This window comes from Micromonospora sp. S-DT3-3-22, from assembly GCF_015354745.1.
Taxonomy (GTDB): Bacteria; Actinomycetota; Actinomycetes; order Mycobacteriales; family Micromonosporaceae; genus Micromonospora; species Micromonospora wenchangensis.
This window is the reverse complement of sequence record NZ_JACGMO010000058.1, coordinates 25,525-43,065: the sequence shown is the minus strand read 5'-3', so window position 1 is coordinate 43,065 and position 17,541 is coordinate 25,525. Positions and strand designations below refer to the sequence as shown.

The window sequence follows — 17,541 nt, the reverse complement described above, 5'->3', positions numbered from 1 at the left end:
CACCTCCAGGCGATCATCAAACACCGACTCAAGAGCATCCAGTACCGCACCGACCTACTCGACAGCTTCCTCGCCCACACCGGCCTGACCCTCGAACCCGACACAACCTGACCATTCAAGATCTGTAGCCCGCTTCGCGGAGCACCTCGACAAGAACGGTCTTGATGATAGAACGGTATGCTGACATCGCTTGCTGAGACTTCGGCACATTCGGGAACATGCAGTTCAAGCTTATCCCGGACGAGTTTCGGTAGAACCACATGTTCCCGGTATTCGTGTGGGATGCGTTCGGGATCGTCGAGGGAAGCCAGCTGTGGTATTGGTCGTAGTTGGGCATCTTCCGAAAATCGATAAAAGAGAAGAAGTTTACCGGGAAAGGCCAAGTCCTCAGGTGGTAATACTGCGGAGCCAACAATTCCCAGGCCTTGACGAACGGCACATCCACGCTCTTGATCATGGCCTTGAAGCTCACCTGCGCGGCGTGGAGAACCTCCGGAAACGAAAGTTCACCCGACACGGAAAAAGCAATTGGCACAGTATTGACGAACCATCCGAATGATTCACTCCACCGCGGGTCCCGCCGCTCGCTGATAGGGAGGAAGCCATAGTATGAGGTCGCGCCGGAAACTCTGTGCAGCGCGATCCCCACTGCGGCCAGCAGACCCAGGAAAAGCTTTCCATTATAATGGGCACACAGGTCTTCGAACGCCGTTGCATCCTCATCGTCGAGGAGTCGGACGGTCAAGTTGTGGGCCGGGTACATGCGACCTGCCTCGATGCCAAGGTCGAGCGGAATCTGCGGAAACAGCCCTCCGGACTGTGCGACGAAAGATCGCCAGTACTCTAGCTCCGGGCCTTCCGCGGTGATTCCGGAGTACTTCCTCCGTTGAGCTTCAGCAAAGTCGAGGTAGCTACCGGCGGGCGCGGTGGGCAACCGCCGCCCAGCGCAGACGTCTGCGTACACACGCTGCACCTGATCGACGGCTATCGCCAGGGATATCCCGTCGCAAACAATGTGGTCGAATGCCAGGAAAACCATTGAATGTTCGGCACCAACCAGTACGCCCATACGGAACAGCGGCCACGACAAAGTGCTAATTTCTCGGTCAAACATGGCTTTGAGATGACCCGCAGCAGCGTCTGCCGTAGGCATCTCTCCGCTATCCACGTGATGCAGCGTCACGTCGGCCGGAGACATGACGTCACATCGCAGGGCGCCGGCGAGATGTTCGAAACCGCATCTCAGTACCTCATGCCGCTCGACGAAGTGCCGGAGGGCACTCTCCAGTGCGGGGAGATCGACACGACCAGGAATTCGGAAGGTGACCGCGATCCAGTAGTCCTCGGAAGCGTGTTCCCGCCGTGCGGAAGCCGCTGCCGTGAAGTGCTTCTCCTGATTGAACGACGCGATTTTCTCAGCGAGGTAGGCTGGGTCCAGGTTTTCGGGGGCACAGAGCTGCCATTCGTGAATATGACCGGGCATCGCCTCGAGGTCCGAAAACGGTATCTGCCGCATGCGCGTCCACCTCTCGGGACGTCAGGCTGACGGTCGCGTCGGGGGTGCAGCGCGGTCCGCGACCATCGGATGTTCTATTGGCTGAACAGAAGAAATTATACATTTTCGGCAGCAACGAGCTGAACGACTGAGGGAAAGGTCCACCTTGACAGAATTCGCAGGCACGGCGCGGGATTCCCTCAGATGGACATGACCATGAGTGCGGTTCGACCGTTCGACACTGGCGTGAGTAGACCGAAGGGAGGATCATTCACGACATCAAGCGGGAAGGCGGGGATTGATGATATTGCTCCTGGCAGCATTCGGATCACGCGGCGATATTGATCCTTTCGTCGCGCTCGGCCGCGCGTTGGTCAATGCGGGTCACGAGGTGCGGTTGGTGACCCAACGCGAGTTTTGCGATCTTGGCCGGGATTCGGGCCTGGACACAAGACCGATCGACATGGATTCCAGCCGCCATCTCCTCGGTCTGCCGGCGGCCCGAACAGCCCTGCGCCGGGACTACGATCCCGTGGCTGTTGCTCGGTTGATGTCAGCGTTGACCCCTCAATTCGAGCGCATCTACCGGGGCACGCTCGCTGCCGCACGGGGCGTGGGGGCGATGATCTGCCACCCGATGGCGTTCCCCGCACTCGACGTCGCCGACCAACTGGGGATACCCGTTGTCGAGGTGCACCACGTGCCCGCCGTCCGAACGCGTGCGTTCCCCTCCGCCACGGGGCACCGGATCGGACATACGCTGGGATCTCTGGGGAACCGGCTTTCATACGCTGCCGACGATTGGGTTGCTTGGAAGCTGACCGGGCGCATCATGAACCGGCTCGGACGAGAGGTTCTTGGTCGCCCACCGCTGTCCACCCGGCAGGCGCTGAACCTGCGACGCCAACGGGTTGGAGTGATCGTCGGGGTGAGCCCGACGGTGCTGCCGCGGCCCGACGACTGGCCGGCAGAAGTGATCATGACAGGGTATCTGCGAAATCCCGCCCAGACTCACGGCACGCTGGAGCATGCCACGTCGCGCTTCGTCGCTGCCGGCGATCCGCCGATACTTGTCACGCTCGGCTCGACGCCGACGCTCGAACCACATCGGGTCAGTCAGCTCCTGGTTGCCGCCGCGCGTCGTGCCGGACTGCGGATCGTTCTGCAACGCGGCGTTGCCGGACTCACCCACAGCTTCGATCCGCGATGGGTACATCTGGTCGGAGACCTCGACTACCACCAGATCCTCGGGCGGGTCGCCGCAGTGGTGCACCACGGTGGGGCCGGCACCCTGGCCCAGGTCCTCGCCCATGGCAAACCGTCAGTCGTCCTGCCGAGTTTCGCCGATCAGTTCTTCTGGGCACACCGTGTGCCGGCCCTCGGGGTCGGGCCCCGGCCGTTGCCCCTACGACGGCTCACCGAGTCCGCCCTGGCGCAACGGCTTGCTGAGGTTACGGCCAATCCTGAGTACGGCAGCCGCGCCATGGTCATCGGTGCGGGCATCGACGCCGAGGACGGTCCGCGCGCCGCGGCCATCGCGGTCAACGATCTTCTCACCTAGGATCCGCCCCAACGGCGATGCCGTCGAGTGCAGAGGCAATGATCCGGCGCCGAACCGCGGTGGACAAGGTCGTCCGTTCAGAATGCGCCGGTACGGCTTGTCGTGGTCGGATGGGCGGAACGGCGCCGATTCCTCGCGTTGCCGGTTCTTCGGTGCCTGGCTGACGCCTCACGACGGGCAGGGCCGCGACAGCGCCACAACCGCCTGGAAGTCGCATTGGAAGCTCAGGTGTGGCAGAATCGGCAACATCAAGCGTTTTGTCCGATTAGTAGCTAAGTTGCTCCTTGTGTGACCCCTCACCACGTCTCGGCCCGCCCGAAGGGCGGCCCGTCACGGAAGACAGTCCGGGTCAGACCACCACTGCGCTGTGTCGCCGACGCAGCGAACTGGCGTCGTACAAGGAGGACAAGTTGGGGGAAGAGGCAGGGAGCATCAGCGGCGAGTCGGTCAGCCGAACAAAGCGCCGCAAGCTCAAAGCGATCCTGGCCGGGGGGCTCGCCCTCGGCGTCGGAGCAACGATCACGCTCGCAGCCTGGAACGACTCTGAATACGCCAAGGGCACCTTCAGCGCAGGCACGTTCGGCATCGAGGGAAGTACCGACGGCACCACCTATGCGGAGCATCCCACAGCCGGCTCGGCGGCGGCGTTGGCCTTCAGCACCGGCTTCGACGACATCAGTCCCGGCGACGTGGTGGCGGCACCGTTCGCCGTTCGACTAACCGCGGCCACCACGTACGACGCCACGGTCACGGTAGCGTCGGCCACTCCCGCTCCGCCGGCCTTCGTCGGTCTCACCTACGGAATCGCGACCGTTCCCACCTTCGCCGATTGCGATGCGACACCCACGACCCCGACGTGGATCGTGACCCAAGGCACCCCGCTCACCTCAGTCGCCGGCGCGACGTCGTTCAACCTCACCGAGGGCACCCCGCCCACGACACCCGGCGCGCCTGCCTTCCTGTGCTTCGTGGTCACGGCGGGACCCACTCTGGTGCAGGGCACGTCCGTCGTCCAGACCTGGCAACTATTGGCGGAGTCTGTCTAGAGCGATGTCCGCGGTCAACCACCGGGCTGCAGTCGACCCACCGCGGCTGCGCAAGATCCGTGCCGTGCTCGCCGGCGCGCTCGTCCTCGGCTTCGGGACGACGTCCACACTCGCCTCGTGGACCGACGGCGAGTACGGCACGGGATCATTCGCCGCCAGCATCTTCGGCACCGAATCGCAGACCGCATCCAGCAGTTGGGCCAGCCACACTCCAACAGGAAATGCGGCGATGTTGGCCTTCAACGCCACAGCGATGTCCCCCACGGTCTCGTACTACGCATGGATCGACATCCGCACCACATCGACGACCACCACCAGTGGGACCGTCGCACTGAGCAACTCGTCGAACGACTCCGGCACGCTCCTGCCAGTTCTCCAGTATCGCGCGGTGCGGACCGCTACCACCGGCACCACCTGCGCCGCCGCCGCCTTCACGGGATCCCCCGTCTGGATCGTCGGGCCCAGCTACACCAGCATCACCTCGGTGCCCGTTCCTGCCGTCTCCTCCTCCATAACGGCTCCGGCCGGCACGACACCGCAGTTGCGCTTCTGCTTCGAGACGCGCATCCAGTCCGGTGCCAGCAACACCTACCAGGGCACGACCGGCTCCGTCACCTGGCAGTTCACTACCACGTCTACGTAAGGATCCCCGCAGATGGTGGGACGACTCCATCAACGGCACAGCATCCTCGTGCGGGTCGCCGATCTGGCGCTGACCCTGCTCGCCGTCGGCGGGGCGGTATGCGTCGTCCTTGTTCCGCTGGCCCTGTTCTTCGACATCTCCCTCGTCCTGTTCAAGACCGGATCGATGGGGCCCACCATCCCTGCTGGATCGCTGGCGGTGGTGCGGGAGATACCCGCCTCCGAGGTTGCCGTGGGAGATGTCGTCACTGTCGACCGCACCCCGTTGCCCCCGATCACCCACCGGGTGGTCGACATCGCCGACGGCGGAGGGCCGGTGCGCCTGCTCACGCTGCGGGGGGACGCGAACGAGTCCAATGACGCCATGCCACACGCGGTGACACACGTGCGGCTCGTCGAGTGGTCGGTGCCCGGGCTCGGGTACGCGGTGCGCACCTTGTCGAACATCTACGTGACAAGCATGATCGCAATAGGCATCGCGGTGATCATCACCTGGGCGTTCTGGCCTCGCGACACCTCCCCGCAGACGCTGCGGAAACGACCCTGGCACCGCCGCAGGCCGTCCACGGCACCCCGGTCAGATCCTGGGCACCGCCCCCCACCGAACGGCACCCCACCGGACGTCGGACCACGCGCGGGACGTCCACTCATCGCTGTGGCGCTACTGTCGGGCCTCACCGCCGCGGTACTGGTACCCCCCAGTCAGGCGCGCGCAGAAACGACCGAGAACATCATCCATAGCAAGAGCCTTACCCTCATCTCCATCGGCGACCAGGACCGCATGACCCACATGGTGCCGGACGATCCCGTGCCCTGGCAGGTCGGCGTCACAGCGCAGGCGAGGCAGCCCGGCACGGTGACCATCTCCCTTGCGGCGCTGGGCGCACTCGCCCTCAATCCCCACGGACTCCAGGTCATGGTCGCCGTATGCGCCAAGCGCTGGGTGGAAAGCGCCTGTCCCACCGGTGAGCAGAAGCAGGTCCTTCCCCGAGGCCCGGCCGCCGCGCTGACCGCCCACCCGGTAATCATCAGCTCGATGCGCGCCGATCAACAACGCTGGGTGCTCATCACCGCGAGCCTGCTCACCACCACCATGGCCTCGGGGTCGGCCGACCTCGTCGTTACAGCGGTCGGCCTCGGCGACCAGGCATCGGCAGGAGGCAACGTCGGCCCCCTGCCGCGCACCGGACCCGCACTGCGGACACCGATACTCGCCGGCGTCAGCGCGCTCATCGCCGGCTCACTGATCATGCGCGCTACCCGCAGACGCCGGCTCCGGCCACGACAGCCGTGAAACCCCCGCTGTTCTCCGCCGCACCACTGGTAGGGAACCGTCGACTCGTGTTGCGCAACTGGACCAGAAGCGCCATGGCCCTCGTGCTCGCCGGCACCGTTAATATGGTCGCACCGCCACAGGCGGCGCTGGCCTCGTGGAACGGCAGCGAGTACGGCACTGACACCTTCCGGGCCGGCACGGTCAACCCACCGACCAATCTGCGATGCACCGCCGGCCTGTTAGCACCGCCGACCTTCACCTGGGACCTGCCCATCGGCGGCCTGACCAGGAGCGCCTTCACCTGGTCCCTCTCGGGTCCCTTCTCCGGGGGCGGAACTCTCGCGGCCAATGCCACCACGGTCACCATCCCGGGCCCGCTGCTTGCCATCGGTAGCGGCACATTCCAACTGTCTGCCACCGGCCCCGGCGGCTGGACATCCTCTCAGGTGACCGGCTCGGTCGGCATGCTCACCACGGTGCTCTACTTCTGTAGCGTCCCATGACGCTTCCGCCGCACGATGGCGATACCTGCGGCTTCGGGGCGGCGCAGCAGGTGCGGGGCGAACGCACCCTGACGAACTCCGCCTCCCCTCGACCACCGGGAGACACGGACGGTCGCATGGCGACACGGGCTGCGGCCGGACCAGACGGAGCAAGGACCGCCACGCCGGTCAGTGGCGGCGATGCGTGACATCGAGCTCGGGACTGTCCAAACAACGGCCTGGTGCTATCCCGTTGGATCGTGAGAAACCACCCGACCGCCCGGACGGGCGTTGCTCGCCATGGCGGGTGCCCGACTGCCGGGCCGCACCGGTCGGGAACATCAGATTGTCGGCGGCAGAACGCCAAGCACGGGTTGGGCTGTGAGTCGATTTTTCGCCGACGTCGCAACACTTCCCCGGCTGGTCGCACGCTCTGACACAAACAACCGGTCATCGTTACTCATCGATCATTCGGGGTGCAGGAACCGTTCGGGTCATAACGTTCATCGGGAACCGGCGATACCTTTCTGCTTACCCATCAGCACCACACGTCGGAGGCACCACATGAAGCACGTCTTCGCCCGGGTCGCCGTGACCGGAGCGCTCGCCGCAGCGAGCCTCGTCGTCGTCCCTACGATGGCGCAAGCCGCACCCACCTGCATCAAGGGCATCGATCCGCAGCAGCTGAACCAGAGGCGAAGTGGCTGGGTGCAGTGCTCCGGTGAGCCGGGCCGGCAGTTCCGCGCGAAGCTCACCTGCCAGACCACGATGCTCTTTCCCAATGTCGTCTACACCGCCAACGGGCCATGGGCACAGGCGGACGGATCATTCTCGACCGCCCGCTGCTCCAGCGCGTACGACACGATTGAAGAGGACCTGAACAGCGTTACCTACGAACTCCGCTGATCGCTTTGCCGCCCCGCTGACGACCTGCCGGATGCCGTGCCGAGCAGCCGTTCCAGGACGTCGACGCCCCGCTGGCCCCAGAGACGGCCTGGCGGGCCCGAGTGGCCCGACAGCTCGCCAACTCGGCGGAGGTGGCCCGAGTCCGTCAACTCGCTGCCGCCGAAGCCTCCGCCGGCCAGAACGCCGCGTAGACCCCTTCGCAATCGAATTCCGGCCAGCCGGTGACGTTGCGGCTGTCACTTCGTCTCGTCAACCCCGGGTACCGGTCGGACCTCAGAGCAGCTCGTCGGCGAGTAACCCCCTCATGAGGGTGTCGCACCACCCGGCCGTCGCGTCGCGGTCTGCCTGGGCCGCGCGAGGTCGGCGAGCGTGCCGATCCTCGCGGACCGCCATCGGGCGACGAGGGGAAGCGGCTTGTCGTCGTCCCGGCGGTGCAAGGGTGGATGGCGGAGCCGGGCCGAGCTGGCCCCGCACTCAGCGCGGCGTTCGACAGTCTATGGTCAGATGATGTCCGAGCAATGGTCGTTGACCGTCGACTGTGCGCGCCCGCGCGAGCTGGCTGCGTTCTGGTGCCTCGCGCTGGGGTACGTGCCGGCCGCGCCCCCGAAAGGGTTCGCCAGCTGGGAGGCGTGGCAGACCCACTTCAAGATTCCCCAGGACGAGTGGGACGATGGCGCTTTTATCGAGGATCCGGACAGCGTTCGGCCCAGTGTGTCGTTCCTGAAGGTGCCGGAGCCAAAGGTAGTCAAGAACCGCATGCACTTCGATATCCACGTTGGCGGCGGCCGGCAGGTGCCGGTCGAGGTGCGCTGGCCGCGAGTCCAGGCGGTGGTCGACAGGTTGGTGGCGGCGGGCGGGGTCGTGCTCCGGATGGACGAACTAGATGGGACGCCTGACCATGTGACGATGGCAGATCCGGAGGGTAACGAGTTCGACGTCCTCTAGCCATGTTCGTTCGGACACCCAGATGCCAGATGCACCAGCCATGTCAGCAGCCCTCTCTTGCAAGGTCAACTGGACGGCCGTCACGGGCCGGGCACATTGGTATTGCAGCGGACCCGGGCGGACCTGTCGGTCGACGCACGGCCAGTCGTGGTGCGGGTACATGTGCGCCGCCTGCTGCGCCCGTCGCAGGGCTGCCGCCGCACGTTCCTTGAGCGGCTTGCGGGTATTCTCAAGCGCTGCCAGCCTCGGACGCCAGGTTGATCTCGCAGGTCACTTGCGGTGGTACGCCAACTGCCTATCGGGGAAGCGCGCGGTTGATGTCGACCCTGACGATGGTCGTCATGTACCGGCACACCGCCCTGCGGACGCCGCCACACGTTTCGTCGTGCCCCCCGCGTGGCTCTGGGTCGACGACTTCGCGCTGTGCCGTCGTCAGCGATACGCGACCGTCCTGATCGCGCGGTCCTCTGCGAGTGTGTCAGGTGCTGCCCGACCGCAAGGCCCACACGGTGCCGACGTGGTTGAGTGAGCATCCCGGGTGTCAAGGTGGTGTGCCGGGATTCCTCCGGCACCTACGCCCAAGTCGTCCGTCGCGCGCTGTCCGCAGCGGTTCAGGTAGCGAACCGCTGGCACCTACGGCAGCGTCGCCTACGGGACCCCGCCGCCGGCGCCACTCGACTCCTCGCCGAGATCGGAGAGCTCATTGGCTTTCGGTTCACGATGTGTATGCCGTGCGGGCGGGATCCAGCCACGGTCATCATGCTGCCCACGTCGTGGAGATGGTCCGTGCACACCGGCGGCCGGTCTTGCGCGAGGCACCTCTAGCCCAGGAATGTCCAGGCGCGTATTCGACCAAAGTGGGCCGACGCCGGAACGGCCGGTGGCCACCCACGCTGCCGATTCTTCCGGCGACCTTCGAAGCGGCAGGCCTTCCAGGAAGGCGCGAGGGTGTTCAGCAATCATCAGGAATAGGTAGGGCATGCACGGCAATGTCGTGTCGCCGTTTTGTAGTCGGAAACGACCACTCGACGACCGGTTCATATGAGATGTTGTTAACATGCGAATTGACCGGCTGGTAGCTATCCTCCTCATGCTGCAGCAACGCGAGCAAGTGACAGCAACAGAGATCGCCCAAGAACTGGGTGTGTGTAAGCGCACTGCCCGCCGGGACCTTGGTGCCATGGTCGTGGCCGGCGTGCCCGTGTATTCCCTGCGAGGTCGAGGTGGCGGCTGGCGCCTCGCCTGCGGCACACGCGTCAGCCCGGCCGGATTGACCGCAAGCGAGGCCCGCGCCCTGCTTCTCGTCGCCAGCCCTGCCCCAGCCGCGGACCGGGCATGAAAGCAGTTGGCCATAGACATTCAACGTTGGGGCCGAATTGAGCCCCGGCCACTGCCCTGTGGCGACGCCTCGTCGTCAACGCGGAGCCCTGCCGGCGGATCCTCCGGGTCGAACATGTGTCTTCCGCACGACTTGACCGTCATGCCGTTCATCGGCCCGAGGCTTCGTTCGTGCCGGAGGTAGGCGCGATCGCTGATGAGTTCGCCGCAGGCGAAGGCTCTTCGAGATTCAGGCGACATGTGCGGCCGACGGGATAGACCTACTCCGGATAGTGACCGACAGCCGATTCGGGCGAGGTGTCACGACCGTCGGCCCTTGTTAGGTCGTGACCCCGGTTCTTGCGGTTGATGTTGGCCAGCGGCAGAACCGGCGCGGGTTGGTCTGTAGTCCGGCGCGCAACGGCGGCTGATCGTGAGTGGCAGCCCTGATTGGTCGACCAGGGGCGTATCGAGCGTGACATGGATGCTCGAGAAGCGCTGACAGCAGGCCACGAAGGCAACCGGCCTCGGCGAGTACCAGGTCCGAGCCCGGTACGGCCGTGGCCACACTTCCTCACCCATCACGAAGCCAGCAGCGCCGACGACACGATCCCAGGCGGAAAGGTTTCGACTCTCGAAACTCCTCCATACGCACGGCGCTTCGTCGAGTCGAGGACACAGGCCGCCATTGGTCTCATCTCGCCACTATAGGATGTTCCACGGTGCAGTCGGACCGCCTACCAGAAGGGGCTTCTCCGCTGGCTCCGATAGCACAGCCACCCCTGGCAGATTTTGCCCCCATAAACAACACCGCCACCGAACTCTCCAGCTTCAGCCATGCATCGTCGGGCTTCGTTGAAGTCGAACCATCCGACCTCGATCGTCCGAACGACGAATCTCAGGAGACAGCACATGCCGAGCATCGACGACTTCCTTCGACGCCAAGAACAGCTCGTTGACACCAACGGCTGGGCCGTCACCCATGTGCTGCCCACCGACCACGACCCCGACACCGCCCCATTCACCTACACCGTCGGACTCACCGCCCACGACCAACCGGAGCTGGTCGCCTCTGGGCTGTCCCCGGAGATTGCCCACAGCCTGCTCAACGATCTGGCTCAACGCGTCTATGACAGATCCGAACGGTTTACCCACGGCCAGCTCATCCGCAACTTCATTGCGAGCTACGACGCGATCATCATCGACGGCCCACCTACCGACGACCTGCTGCCGGGGCTGGCGATCGCCCGTTACGGCCGTGCTCGTGTTCGCCTCCAGCAGATGGTGTGGCCCGACCAACAGGGCTTGTTCCCCTGGGAAGCCGGGTACGACCTCGCACCGAAGGCGCAGCCGCTGATCGCCCACCTGTAGCCCAAAGCACTACACCGGCGCCGTCCGAACCTGGACGCCTCAAGGCTACCGCTGTCTCGTCTCGATCGGTGCCCGCAGGACGACGGCGCCGAGGCCCCTGGCGGATTTTTCGTGATACCCGGCGCAGTGGTGTCCTCAGGACCATCAACGTGGGTGCAATCAGCAGACGACAATGTCCAGCGCTGTTGTGGCGCGCATCCGTCGAGTACCGTTCGTTACGGCCGCCGCAAACCGGAGCCGGCCGACTCGGGCGGTGGACATTCACTCCTGATCAAGCAGGGCGCGCTAGTGGTCCACATCGTGATCAGCGAGGTCGGTTCTGACGCTGTCGCCGAACGTGGACTGATGCGGCTGGGGTAGACGAGGTCGACGATCAGCCTGTCGGCCCGGTGACGCCAGCCCGTAGCGCGCGTCGCCACCGACCGGTGGGAGTGCGCTGATGCCGAGGAGTCGGGCGATGGCATGCACGCAACGCTCGGCTGCGCGGCCGTCGCCGAAGGGAGAAGCCGCTGGTGCGCCTCGCGGTCCGGTCAGGCGTCGGGTGACCGCGTCGATGATCCGGTCGGGGTCGGTACCGACGAGCTCACCGAGACCGTGGTCCAGGATTTCCGGTCGTTCGGTGGTCTCTCGGGTGACCACCACCGGCACACCGAGGCTGGCGGCTTCCTCCTGCAAACCTCCGGAATCGGTGACTACCAGGTCGGCGGCGTGCAGCAGGCCGATCATTTCCGGGTACGGCATCGGCGGGATCAGGCGGGTGTTACGGACGTGACCGAGTCCGGCCCGGACCTGTGCGGCCAGCTGCGGGTTGGGGTGGTTCACCAGGGCGAGGTCCAGGTCAGGGTGGGTGGTGGCGACGCGGGCGAGAGCACCGAGGATGTCGGTGATGCCGCGGCCCCAGTTCTCCCGGCGATGCACGGTGGCCACTGCCAACCGACGCTGAGGGTCCACCCAGGATGGTGTTCGGGCGACGTCGTGGCGCAACAGGGTGTGTAGGGCGTCCACCACGGTGTTGCCGGTGACCACGACCTGGTCTGCGGGTAGTCCTTCGGCGAGCAGGTTACGGCGTGCGGTGGGTGTTGGCGCCAGATGCAGGTCGGCGCAGCGGGCCACCATCGCCCGGTTGGCCTCCTCGGGAAAGGGGTGGCCACGGTCGTGGCTGCGTAGCCCGGCCTCCAGGTGCACCACGGGAATCTGGTTCCAGAACGCCACCTGTGCGCCGATCAGGGCGGTGGTGGTGTCGCCGTGCACCAGCACCGCCTCCGGACGGTGCCGGTGGAGGGTGTCGTCAACGGCGGTGGTCAGCGCGGCGGCGAGTTCGGCGAGTCTGCCTGTCCGCCGCCGTATGGTCAGGGTGTCGTCGGGTCGTAGCCCGAACGGTGCCAGTGCCTCGGTGACCCGGCCGGGTTGCTGCCCGGTGTCGACGACCCGGGCGGCGATGCGGGGGTCGTGGCAGAGCAGGCGGACCACAGGAGCGATCTTGATGCCCTCGGGGCGGGTGCCCACTAGGACCATGATCTCGGGAACGTCCACTCTGCCACGACCCATCGGTCAGCTCCGCGCGGTGGCGCGGCGACGCCGGTGCAGCAGGATGCCGCCACCGGTGCCGGCGGCCACAGCGCCGAGACCCACGGCGATGGGCATGCCGGCGAGCGGGATCACCGGGACGGGCGGGGCGATTGCGTTCGGGCCGCAGCCCGCCGACCCGATGACGAGCGAGGCGAGGGAGCCGCCGAGGGCGCTGAGGTTGAGTGCGGTGACGGTCAGCTGTCCGGGAGTGGAGCTGGTCTGGCCGTTGAGGACCAGGCTCAGCACGCCCGGAATGTTCAGCCCGGTGTTGGCTGCCGGGTTGGCCGGCAGGGTGAGCAGGGTGGTGGGGATGCCGAGTGTGGTCGACACGATGCTGGCGTTGACCAGGGTGGCGCTGCCGGTTGCCGACGGGCTACTCGTGGCCGAGCACTGGGCGTAGATCGCGTCGGCGACCAGGGTGATGGTGGCCAGGCCGTTGGTCCCCAGGGTCAGGGTGACCGATGCACCGGGTGTCACGGTGCAGGACCCGCCGGCCCCGATGTTGATGGTACCGCCGCTGCCCAGCACACCCGAACAGGCGGCCGAGGTGCCGTCGTTGAACGCCCGAACGTACTGGCCGAGCACGCCAGCGGTGATGACCGTCTGACCACCCAGCACCGACAGCGGTGGGTTGGTGTTCCCGGAGATCGACTCGGTCGTTCCGTCGTTGGTGGCGGTCGCCGTTCCGGAACTGGCCAGTCCCCCGCCGACGAGGCTGATCTGCAGGGCGCTGGCCGTCGCCTGTGACGTGTCGGCCAACGCTGGTGACGCCGCCAGGACGACCATCGCCAGGCCGCCGGCCAGCACGGTGGCGGTCCGGGTGAGCCCCGGTCCTAGTTTGCGCATGACACTGCTCGCTCTCTGTTGCTGTGGGTGAGGTGAGGGCTGGTCTTTGGGGTGCTCTGGGTGGGTGGTTGGGCGACGGGCACACTGGCGCGGATCACCGGTACGCCGGCGGGGGTGAGCTGGTGGGGGCGTAGCCGCCGTGGGCTGGTTGCTGCGGGGGCCGGTTCGGTTCGGGCGGGTGCGGGCGCTGGGTCGGCCGCCCGGGCGGTCTTGTGCCATTCGGAGCGCGCGGTGAGCATCCGGCCGAGCGCGATCCAGACGGCCACCGACTGCAGATAGCTGTAGACCCAGTGGCCGATGCCGAGGCCGAGGGCGGCCGGAAGCGACAGGTGTGGTTCGCAGCGGTTGCGGTAGACCAGTCCCCACACCGCGAATGGGCCGACGCCGAACAGCGCCACCAGCGGGATCAGGCCCCAGCCCCCTGACGTCCACCAGGCGGCGATGCCGCCTTCGGTGCGGCTGATGTACCAGCCGAGCACGCCGACGCAGCAGAGGTAGATGGGGGTGCCGATGAGTTGGCACCAGGGTGCGGCGAGGAAGTGGGTGATCTCCATGATGGCCGGGTTGCCGATCCGCCGGCAGTTCAGCACCGCGTTGAGGTACCGGACGCACTGCATGGATCCCTGCGCCCACCGGGTGCGTTGCCGGATCAGCGGTCTGACCTTGGTGAGGGCCTCCTGGGTCACCCAGCTCTCGGCGCAGTATTCGGTTGCTCCGCCGTGCAGCAGGATGTGCAGGCCGAGTTCGAAGTCTTCGAGCAGCGCGCCGTGCCAGGGTGTGCCGTGCTCGGCGCCGAGCGCATTGAGCAACGACAGCCTGGTGAACTGTCCGTTGCCGCCCATGGCGACGCTGCGGGTGTGTCGGCGTAGCGACTGCATCGCGGCGATCGGCGCCCGGAACTCCATGTCCTGTAGCCGCACGAGGAGGCGGCCCCATCGGTTGAGTTCCGGCGTCGGTCGACTGCACTGGACCATCCGGACCTCGATCTGGACGGCGGCGACGGCGGATGAGCCGAAGTAGCGGGGGCCGGCGAGGGCGGAGCGGCAGCGTGGGTCGAGCTGGCTGTCGGCGTCGAGGACTCCGACGATGGTCCGCTCGGCGTCGGTGTCGGCGGGCAGATGATCCTGGATGGCCCGCCACGCAGCGTTGAGGGCTGCGCCCTTGCCCTGTACGGCATCGGGACGCCGTCGGGTGACCACCCGGACTCGAGGGTCCGCGTCGAAGGACGTCAGCACTGCGGCGGTGCCGTCGTCGGAGTCGTCGTCGACGCACCAGACGGTGACATCGGGCATGTCGTGCAGGAGCCGCCGCAGGGTCGCGGCGATGACGGTTGCCTCGTTGCGGCAGGGCACGATGATGTGCCAAGAGAACTGGCCGTGGTCGCCACCGCTAGCCCTTGCTGCCCGCAGGTGCAGCACGAGGATGCTCAGGACGTAGGCGCAGAAGTAGACGCACAGCAGGAACGCGATGGTGTTCAGGATCGCCAGCGACGGGATTTCAGCGGACACCGCGTTGCCTTCCCGGTCGGTGGCTACGGCCGACGACAAGCAGGAAGATGATCGCCACCGCGATCAGTCCGAGGGTGCTGATGACGGAACCGATCAGCACGTGACTGCGTTGGTAGCCCACCTCGAAGCCCCACATCTGCATGGCGGCGACGACGGCGGCGAGTCGGAGCTGGTTGACGGTGACCAGCATGGCCACCGCCAACGCGACGGTGATCGCGGCTCGGGACAGGGTGAGCCGCCGGAAGCCGACGAGGAGGCTCGCCAGGACAAAGGGCGGGATGAGCAGCATCGACACCGAACAGCCGGTGGAGACCAGGAACCCGACCCATTGTTTGTCGAGCGGGAAGGTCACGGCCGCACCGACCGAGGTGGTGTCGGCCAGTCCGACGGCTGAGACGAGGTGCGCGTTGAGCCACGCCTCGACCACGGCCACGTCGTGCCAACTGCGGAACAGGATGACACCGATGGCCACCGCGCAGACCGCTCCGAGCAGTGCCTGCGTCCATCCCAGCAGGGTGCGGCGGGTCATCGAGCCCGACCGGCGTAAGAGGCCAGCCACAGTGACGCGCCGAGGACCACCAGACCGATCCCGACCAGAATCCAGGAGTGCAGCGCGGCACCCGTCGTGGCGAGACCACCGCCGACGGAAGGCCCCTTCGTCGGAACCCCGTACATGTCACAACCTCCCGGCACTAAAACGCCCTTCACTTACCGGAAGGAACATACATGGCCAAATCGGTCGAATACGGCTTATCGGTAATGTGAAACTGAGTCAATACAGATGACCTGACAGCCTCGACTGCTGGTAGAAACCACCGCGTCCACCAGGACGCCCGGGACCGGCGTACGACCGCCATCGCGCAGCGGCCATCGGCGGTTCGACCGCTCGATGAACGCTGACGGAACGCGCGGATCTACGACGCGGCCAGCCCTGGCTGATCTCTCGTCGCGCGCTGATGCGCCACCCCGCGTTGCCGATGGCAGGCGGGCGGGATGGTCGAGTCTTGTGGGGACAGGCCGGCGGAGCGCCGATCACCCGCCTTTGGGTGGGTGTGTCACTGTCCGGCCAGGGCGCGGCTGTCGGCTCCGCCTGAAAAGTTCAGCCGGCGTTTGACAGCGGCGTCATCGAGCGCAGCAGACTCCTACGCTTCGACGGCGGGCAGGCCGTCCCGCCCGCTCACAGCGTTACCTCAGGCGCCTTCGCCGCATCCGCCGAGGAGCCGGCTGACTACGGGTGCTTGCGGCACCCCGGCTGACGCGGTGCCGCAAGAGCCATCGACCACACTCAGCCGGACAACATCGCCCGGGGTGTGGACTGATCCACCTGACGTCGGCTGGCTCCTCTGTCGTCCGGGGCCGCGCCCACACGGGGGCGCACTCGACATCGTCAGGCCCCGTTGACGTGGCCCGACGGTTGTCCACACCGAGCCGGATGCCCTCGTGGGTCGCGTGCGGATCGAGCCGCCGGGGGTCCGTGTCCGCTCAGAGTCCGGCGCCGACGGGCTGCTCGGTAGTCGGCCGGTATGGGCGCTGCTGCCCGGCACGACGTCGACGGATCTCGCGCACGGTGAGCTGGACCCCGTCGGTGAGCCCGATGGTGGGTCGCCACCCGAGGCACTGCAACGCCTTACCGCTGTTCAGCGCCATTCGTCGCAGGTCGCTGCCGTCGAATTGCGGCTCATACCGGGCTTGGGTACTCGATCCGACAGTGGCCGCGACCGTTTGATACAGATCGTTGACGCTGGTCTGCCGACCGGTGCCGATATTGACCAGCCCGGCACCTGGGTGATGGCAGGCACGGGTGATGGCGTCAACCACGTCGCTGACGTGCACGAAGTCGCGGGTCTGCCGGCCGTCGCCGTAGATCGTGGGCTGCTCGCCGTCGAGCAGGGCTTCGGCCAGCACCGACACCACCCCGGGGGTGCGGACCGCGCGGTCCGGGCCGTAGACGTTGCCCAGCGCGAGGGCGGTGAAGGCGAGACCGTGCTCCCGGCGGTACCAGTCGAGGTAGCAGACCCCGACAGCTTTGCTGATCCCGTAGGGGCCGGTGGCGGCCAAGGGGTGGTCCTCGCGTACCGGTAGGGCCTCGGCGGGCACCGGGCCGTAGATCGCGCTTGAGGTGGCGTAGACGAAGAGCCGCACTCCGCTGCGGGCGCAGGCATCCAGGACGTTGATCGTGCCGAAGATGTTCACATCGGCGTCGAAGAGCGGCATCTCCTGGGCAGCGGGCGCGCTGCTCTGCCCCGCGAGGTGCACCACCACCTCGGGCTGCCACTCGTGAATGATGTCCACCGCTTCGACGGTCCGAACGTCGCCGTCGAGGACATCGGACTCCTGGAGTCCTCCGTACGCCGCGTCGGCGAGATTCTCCATGCTTCCGGTGGAGAAGTCGTCGATCACCCGCACGTCGCTTCCCATCAGCATCAGCCGAGCGACGACGCCGCCGCCGATGAAACCGGCCCCGCCGGTGACCAGCACCCGGCTCGGCACGGAACTGCCGGGCTGAAACGGCTGCTCCAGCGACTCTTCATCCATCCTGAGACTCCTTGACAGTGGTGGGACAGAGTCACCACCGTG

15 protein-coding genes are annotated in these 17,541 nt (G+C 66.4%); 9 read left to right on the top strand and 6 right to left on the bottom strand.

What is annotated here, in order from left to right:
- Positions 1-115 precede the first annotated feature (115 nt).
- On the bottom strand, positions 116-1,516 hold the full coding sequence (locus H1A17_RS18115; protein ID WP_194822424.1) for a condensation domain-containing protein: 1,401 nt from the start codon (positions 1,514-1,516) through the stop codon (positions 116-118).
- 280 nt (positions 1,517-1,796) lie between these two features.
- Here H1A17_RS18115 and H1A17_RS18110 point away from each other — a divergent pair, with 280 nt between their 5' ends.
- From H1A17_RS18110 to H1A17_RS18070, 9 genes are all read left to right on the top strand, one after another.
- Complete coding sequence (locus tag H1A17_RS18110; protein WP_194822423.1) at positions 1,797-3,056, top strand: glycosyltransferase; 1,260 nt, start codon at positions 1,797-1,799, stop codon at positions 3,054-3,056.
- Between the two features lie 410 nt (positions 3,057-3,466).
- On the top strand, positions 3,467-4,102 hold the full coding sequence (locus H1A17_RS18105) for a SipW-dependent-type signal peptide-containing protein (RefSeq protein ID WP_194822422.1): 636 nt from the start codon (positions 3,467-3,469) through the stop codon (positions 4,100-4,102).
- 4 nt (positions 4,103-4,106) lie between these two features.
- Complete coding sequence (locus H1A17_RS18100; protein ID WP_194822421.1) at positions 4,107-4,745, top strand: hypothetical protein; 639 nt, start codon at positions 4,107-4,109, stop codon at positions 4,743-4,745.
- Between the two features lie 12 nt (positions 4,746-4,757).
- A complete protein-coding gene (locus H1A17_RS18095; RefSeq protein ID WP_194822420.1) occupies positions 4,758-6,038 on the top strand; it encodes a signal peptidase I in 1,281 nt (426 codons plus the stop codon).
- Positions 6,039-6,085: 47 nt separating this feature from the next.
- Positions 6,086-6,523, top strand: coding sequence for a hypothetical protein (locus tag H1A17_RS18090; RefSeq protein ID WP_194822419.1), 438 nt, complete (start codon positions 6,086-6,088; stop codon positions 6,521-6,523).
- Between the two features lie 543 nt (positions 6,524-7,066).
- Positions 7,067-7,408: a hypothetical protein gene (locus tag H1A17_RS18085; protein ID WP_194822418.1), complete on the top strand. Its 342-nt coding sequence runs from the start codon at positions 7,067-7,069 to the stop codon at positions 7,406-7,408.
- A gap of 507 nt (positions 7,409-7,915) precedes the next feature.
- Positions 7,916-8,353 carry a VOC family protein gene (locus H1A17_RS18080; protein ID WP_194822417.1) on the top strand — a complete coding sequence of 146 codons (438 nt, stop codon included), beginning with the start codon at positions 7,916-7,918 and terminating at the stop codon, positions 8,351-8,353.
- Positions 8,354-9,410: 1,057 nt separating this feature from the next.
- Positions 9,411-9,692 (top strand): YafY family protein, encoded by a 282-nt coding sequence (locus H1A17_RS18075; RefSeq protein ID WP_194822416.1) that lies wholly within the window; start codon positions 9,411-9,413, stop codon positions 9,690-9,692.
- 890 nt (positions 9,693-10,582) lie between these two features.
- Positions 10,583-11,041: a DUF4262 domain-containing protein gene (locus tag H1A17_RS18070; protein ID WP_194822415.1), complete on the top strand. Its 459-nt coding sequence runs from the start codon at positions 10,583-10,585 to the stop codon at positions 11,039-11,041.
- 285 nt (positions 11,042-11,326) lie between these two features.
- Here H1A17_RS18070 and wecB read toward each other — a convergent pair whose 3' ends face one another.
- The 5 genes from wecB to H1A17_RS18045 all read right to left on the bottom strand — a co-directional run bounded on the left by wecB (position 11,327) and on the right by H1A17_RS18045 (position 17,499).
- Positions 11,327-12,556, bottom strand: coding sequence for a non-hydrolyzing UDP-N-acetylglucosamine 2-epimerase (wecB, locus tag H1A17_RS18065; RefSeq protein WP_228543758.1), 1,230 nt, complete (start codon positions 12,554-12,556; stop codon positions 11,327-11,329).
- A 36-nt stretch (positions 12,557-12,592) separates the two neighbouring features.
- On the bottom strand, positions 12,593-13,456 hold the full coding sequence (locus H1A17_RS18060; protein WP_194822413.1) for a choice-of-anchor P family protein: 864 nt from the start codon (positions 13,454-13,456) through the stop codon (positions 12,593-12,595).
- The gene (locus H1A17_RS18055) at positions 13,444-14,964 is read right to left on the bottom strand and encodes a glycosyltransferase (protein WP_194822412.1); all 1,521 of its coding nucleotides are present in this window, start codon (positions 14,962-14,964) and stop codon (positions 13,444-13,446) included. The genes H1A17_RS18060 and H1A17_RS18055 overlap by 13 nt, the downstream gene beginning before the upstream one ends.
- Positions 14,954-15,493 (bottom strand): hypothetical protein, encoded by a 540-nt coding sequence (locus H1A17_RS18050; protein ID WP_194822411.1) that lies wholly within the window; start codon positions 15,491-15,493, stop codon positions 14,954-14,956. Before H1A17_RS18050 ends, H1A17_RS18055 begins: the two co-directional genes overlap by 11 nt.
- Positions 15,494-16,446: 953 nt before the next feature.
- Entirely contained in the window at positions 16,447-17,499 is a 1,053-nt protein-coding gene (locus tag H1A17_RS18045; protein WP_194822410.1) for an NAD-dependent epimerase/dehydratase family protein, read from the bottom strand.
- Positions 17,500-17,541: the final 42 nt, after the last annotated feature.

Coding starts and splice junctions, on each gene's coding strand:
- H1A17_RS18080 (WP_194822417.1), top strand. CDS start 7,916: ATGTCCGAGCAATGGTCGTTGACCGTCGACTGTGCGCGCCCGCGCGAG.
- H1A17_RS18110 (WP_194822423.1), top strand. CDS start 1,797: ATGATATTGCTCCTGGCAGCATTCGGATCACGCGGCGATATTGATCCT.
- H1A17_RS18045 (WP_194822410.1), bottom strand. CDS start 17,499: ATGGATGAAGAGTCGCTGGAGCAGCCGTTTCAGCCCGGCAGTTCCGTG.
- H1A17_RS18085 (WP_194822418.1), top strand. CDS start 7,067: ATGAAGCACGTCTTCGCCCGGGTCGCCGTGACCGGAGCGCTCGCCGCA.
- H1A17_RS18070 (WP_194822415.1), top strand. CDS start 10,583: ATGCCGAGCATCGACGACTTCCTTCGACGCCAAGAACAGCTCGTTGAC.
- H1A17_RS18050 (WP_194822411.1), bottom strand. CDS start 15,493: ATGACCCGCCGCACCCTGCTGGGATGGACGCAGGCACTGCTCGGAGCG.
- H1A17_RS18115 (WP_194822424.1), bottom strand. CDS start 1,516: ATGCGGCAGATACCGTTTTCGGACCTCGAGGCGATGCCCGGTCATATT.
- H1A17_RS18095 (WP_194822420.1), top strand. CDS start 4,758: ATGGTGGGACGACTCCATCAACGGCACAGCATCCTCGTGCGGGTCGCC.
- H1A17_RS18075 (WP_194822416.1), top strand. CDS start 9,411: ATGCGAATTGACCGGCTGGTAGCTATCCTCCTCATGCTGCAGCAACGC.
- wecB (WP_228543758.1), bottom strand. CDS start 12,556: ATGGTCCTAGTGGGCACCCGCCCCGAGGGCATCAAGATCGCTCCTGTG.
- H1A17_RS18100 (WP_194822421.1), top strand. CDS start 4,107: ATGTCCGCGGTCAACCACCGGGCTGCAGTCGACCCACCGCGGCTGCGC.
- H1A17_RS18060 (WP_194822413.1), bottom strand. CDS start 13,456: ATGCGCAAACTAGGACCGGGGCTCACCCGGACCGCCACCGTGCTGGCC.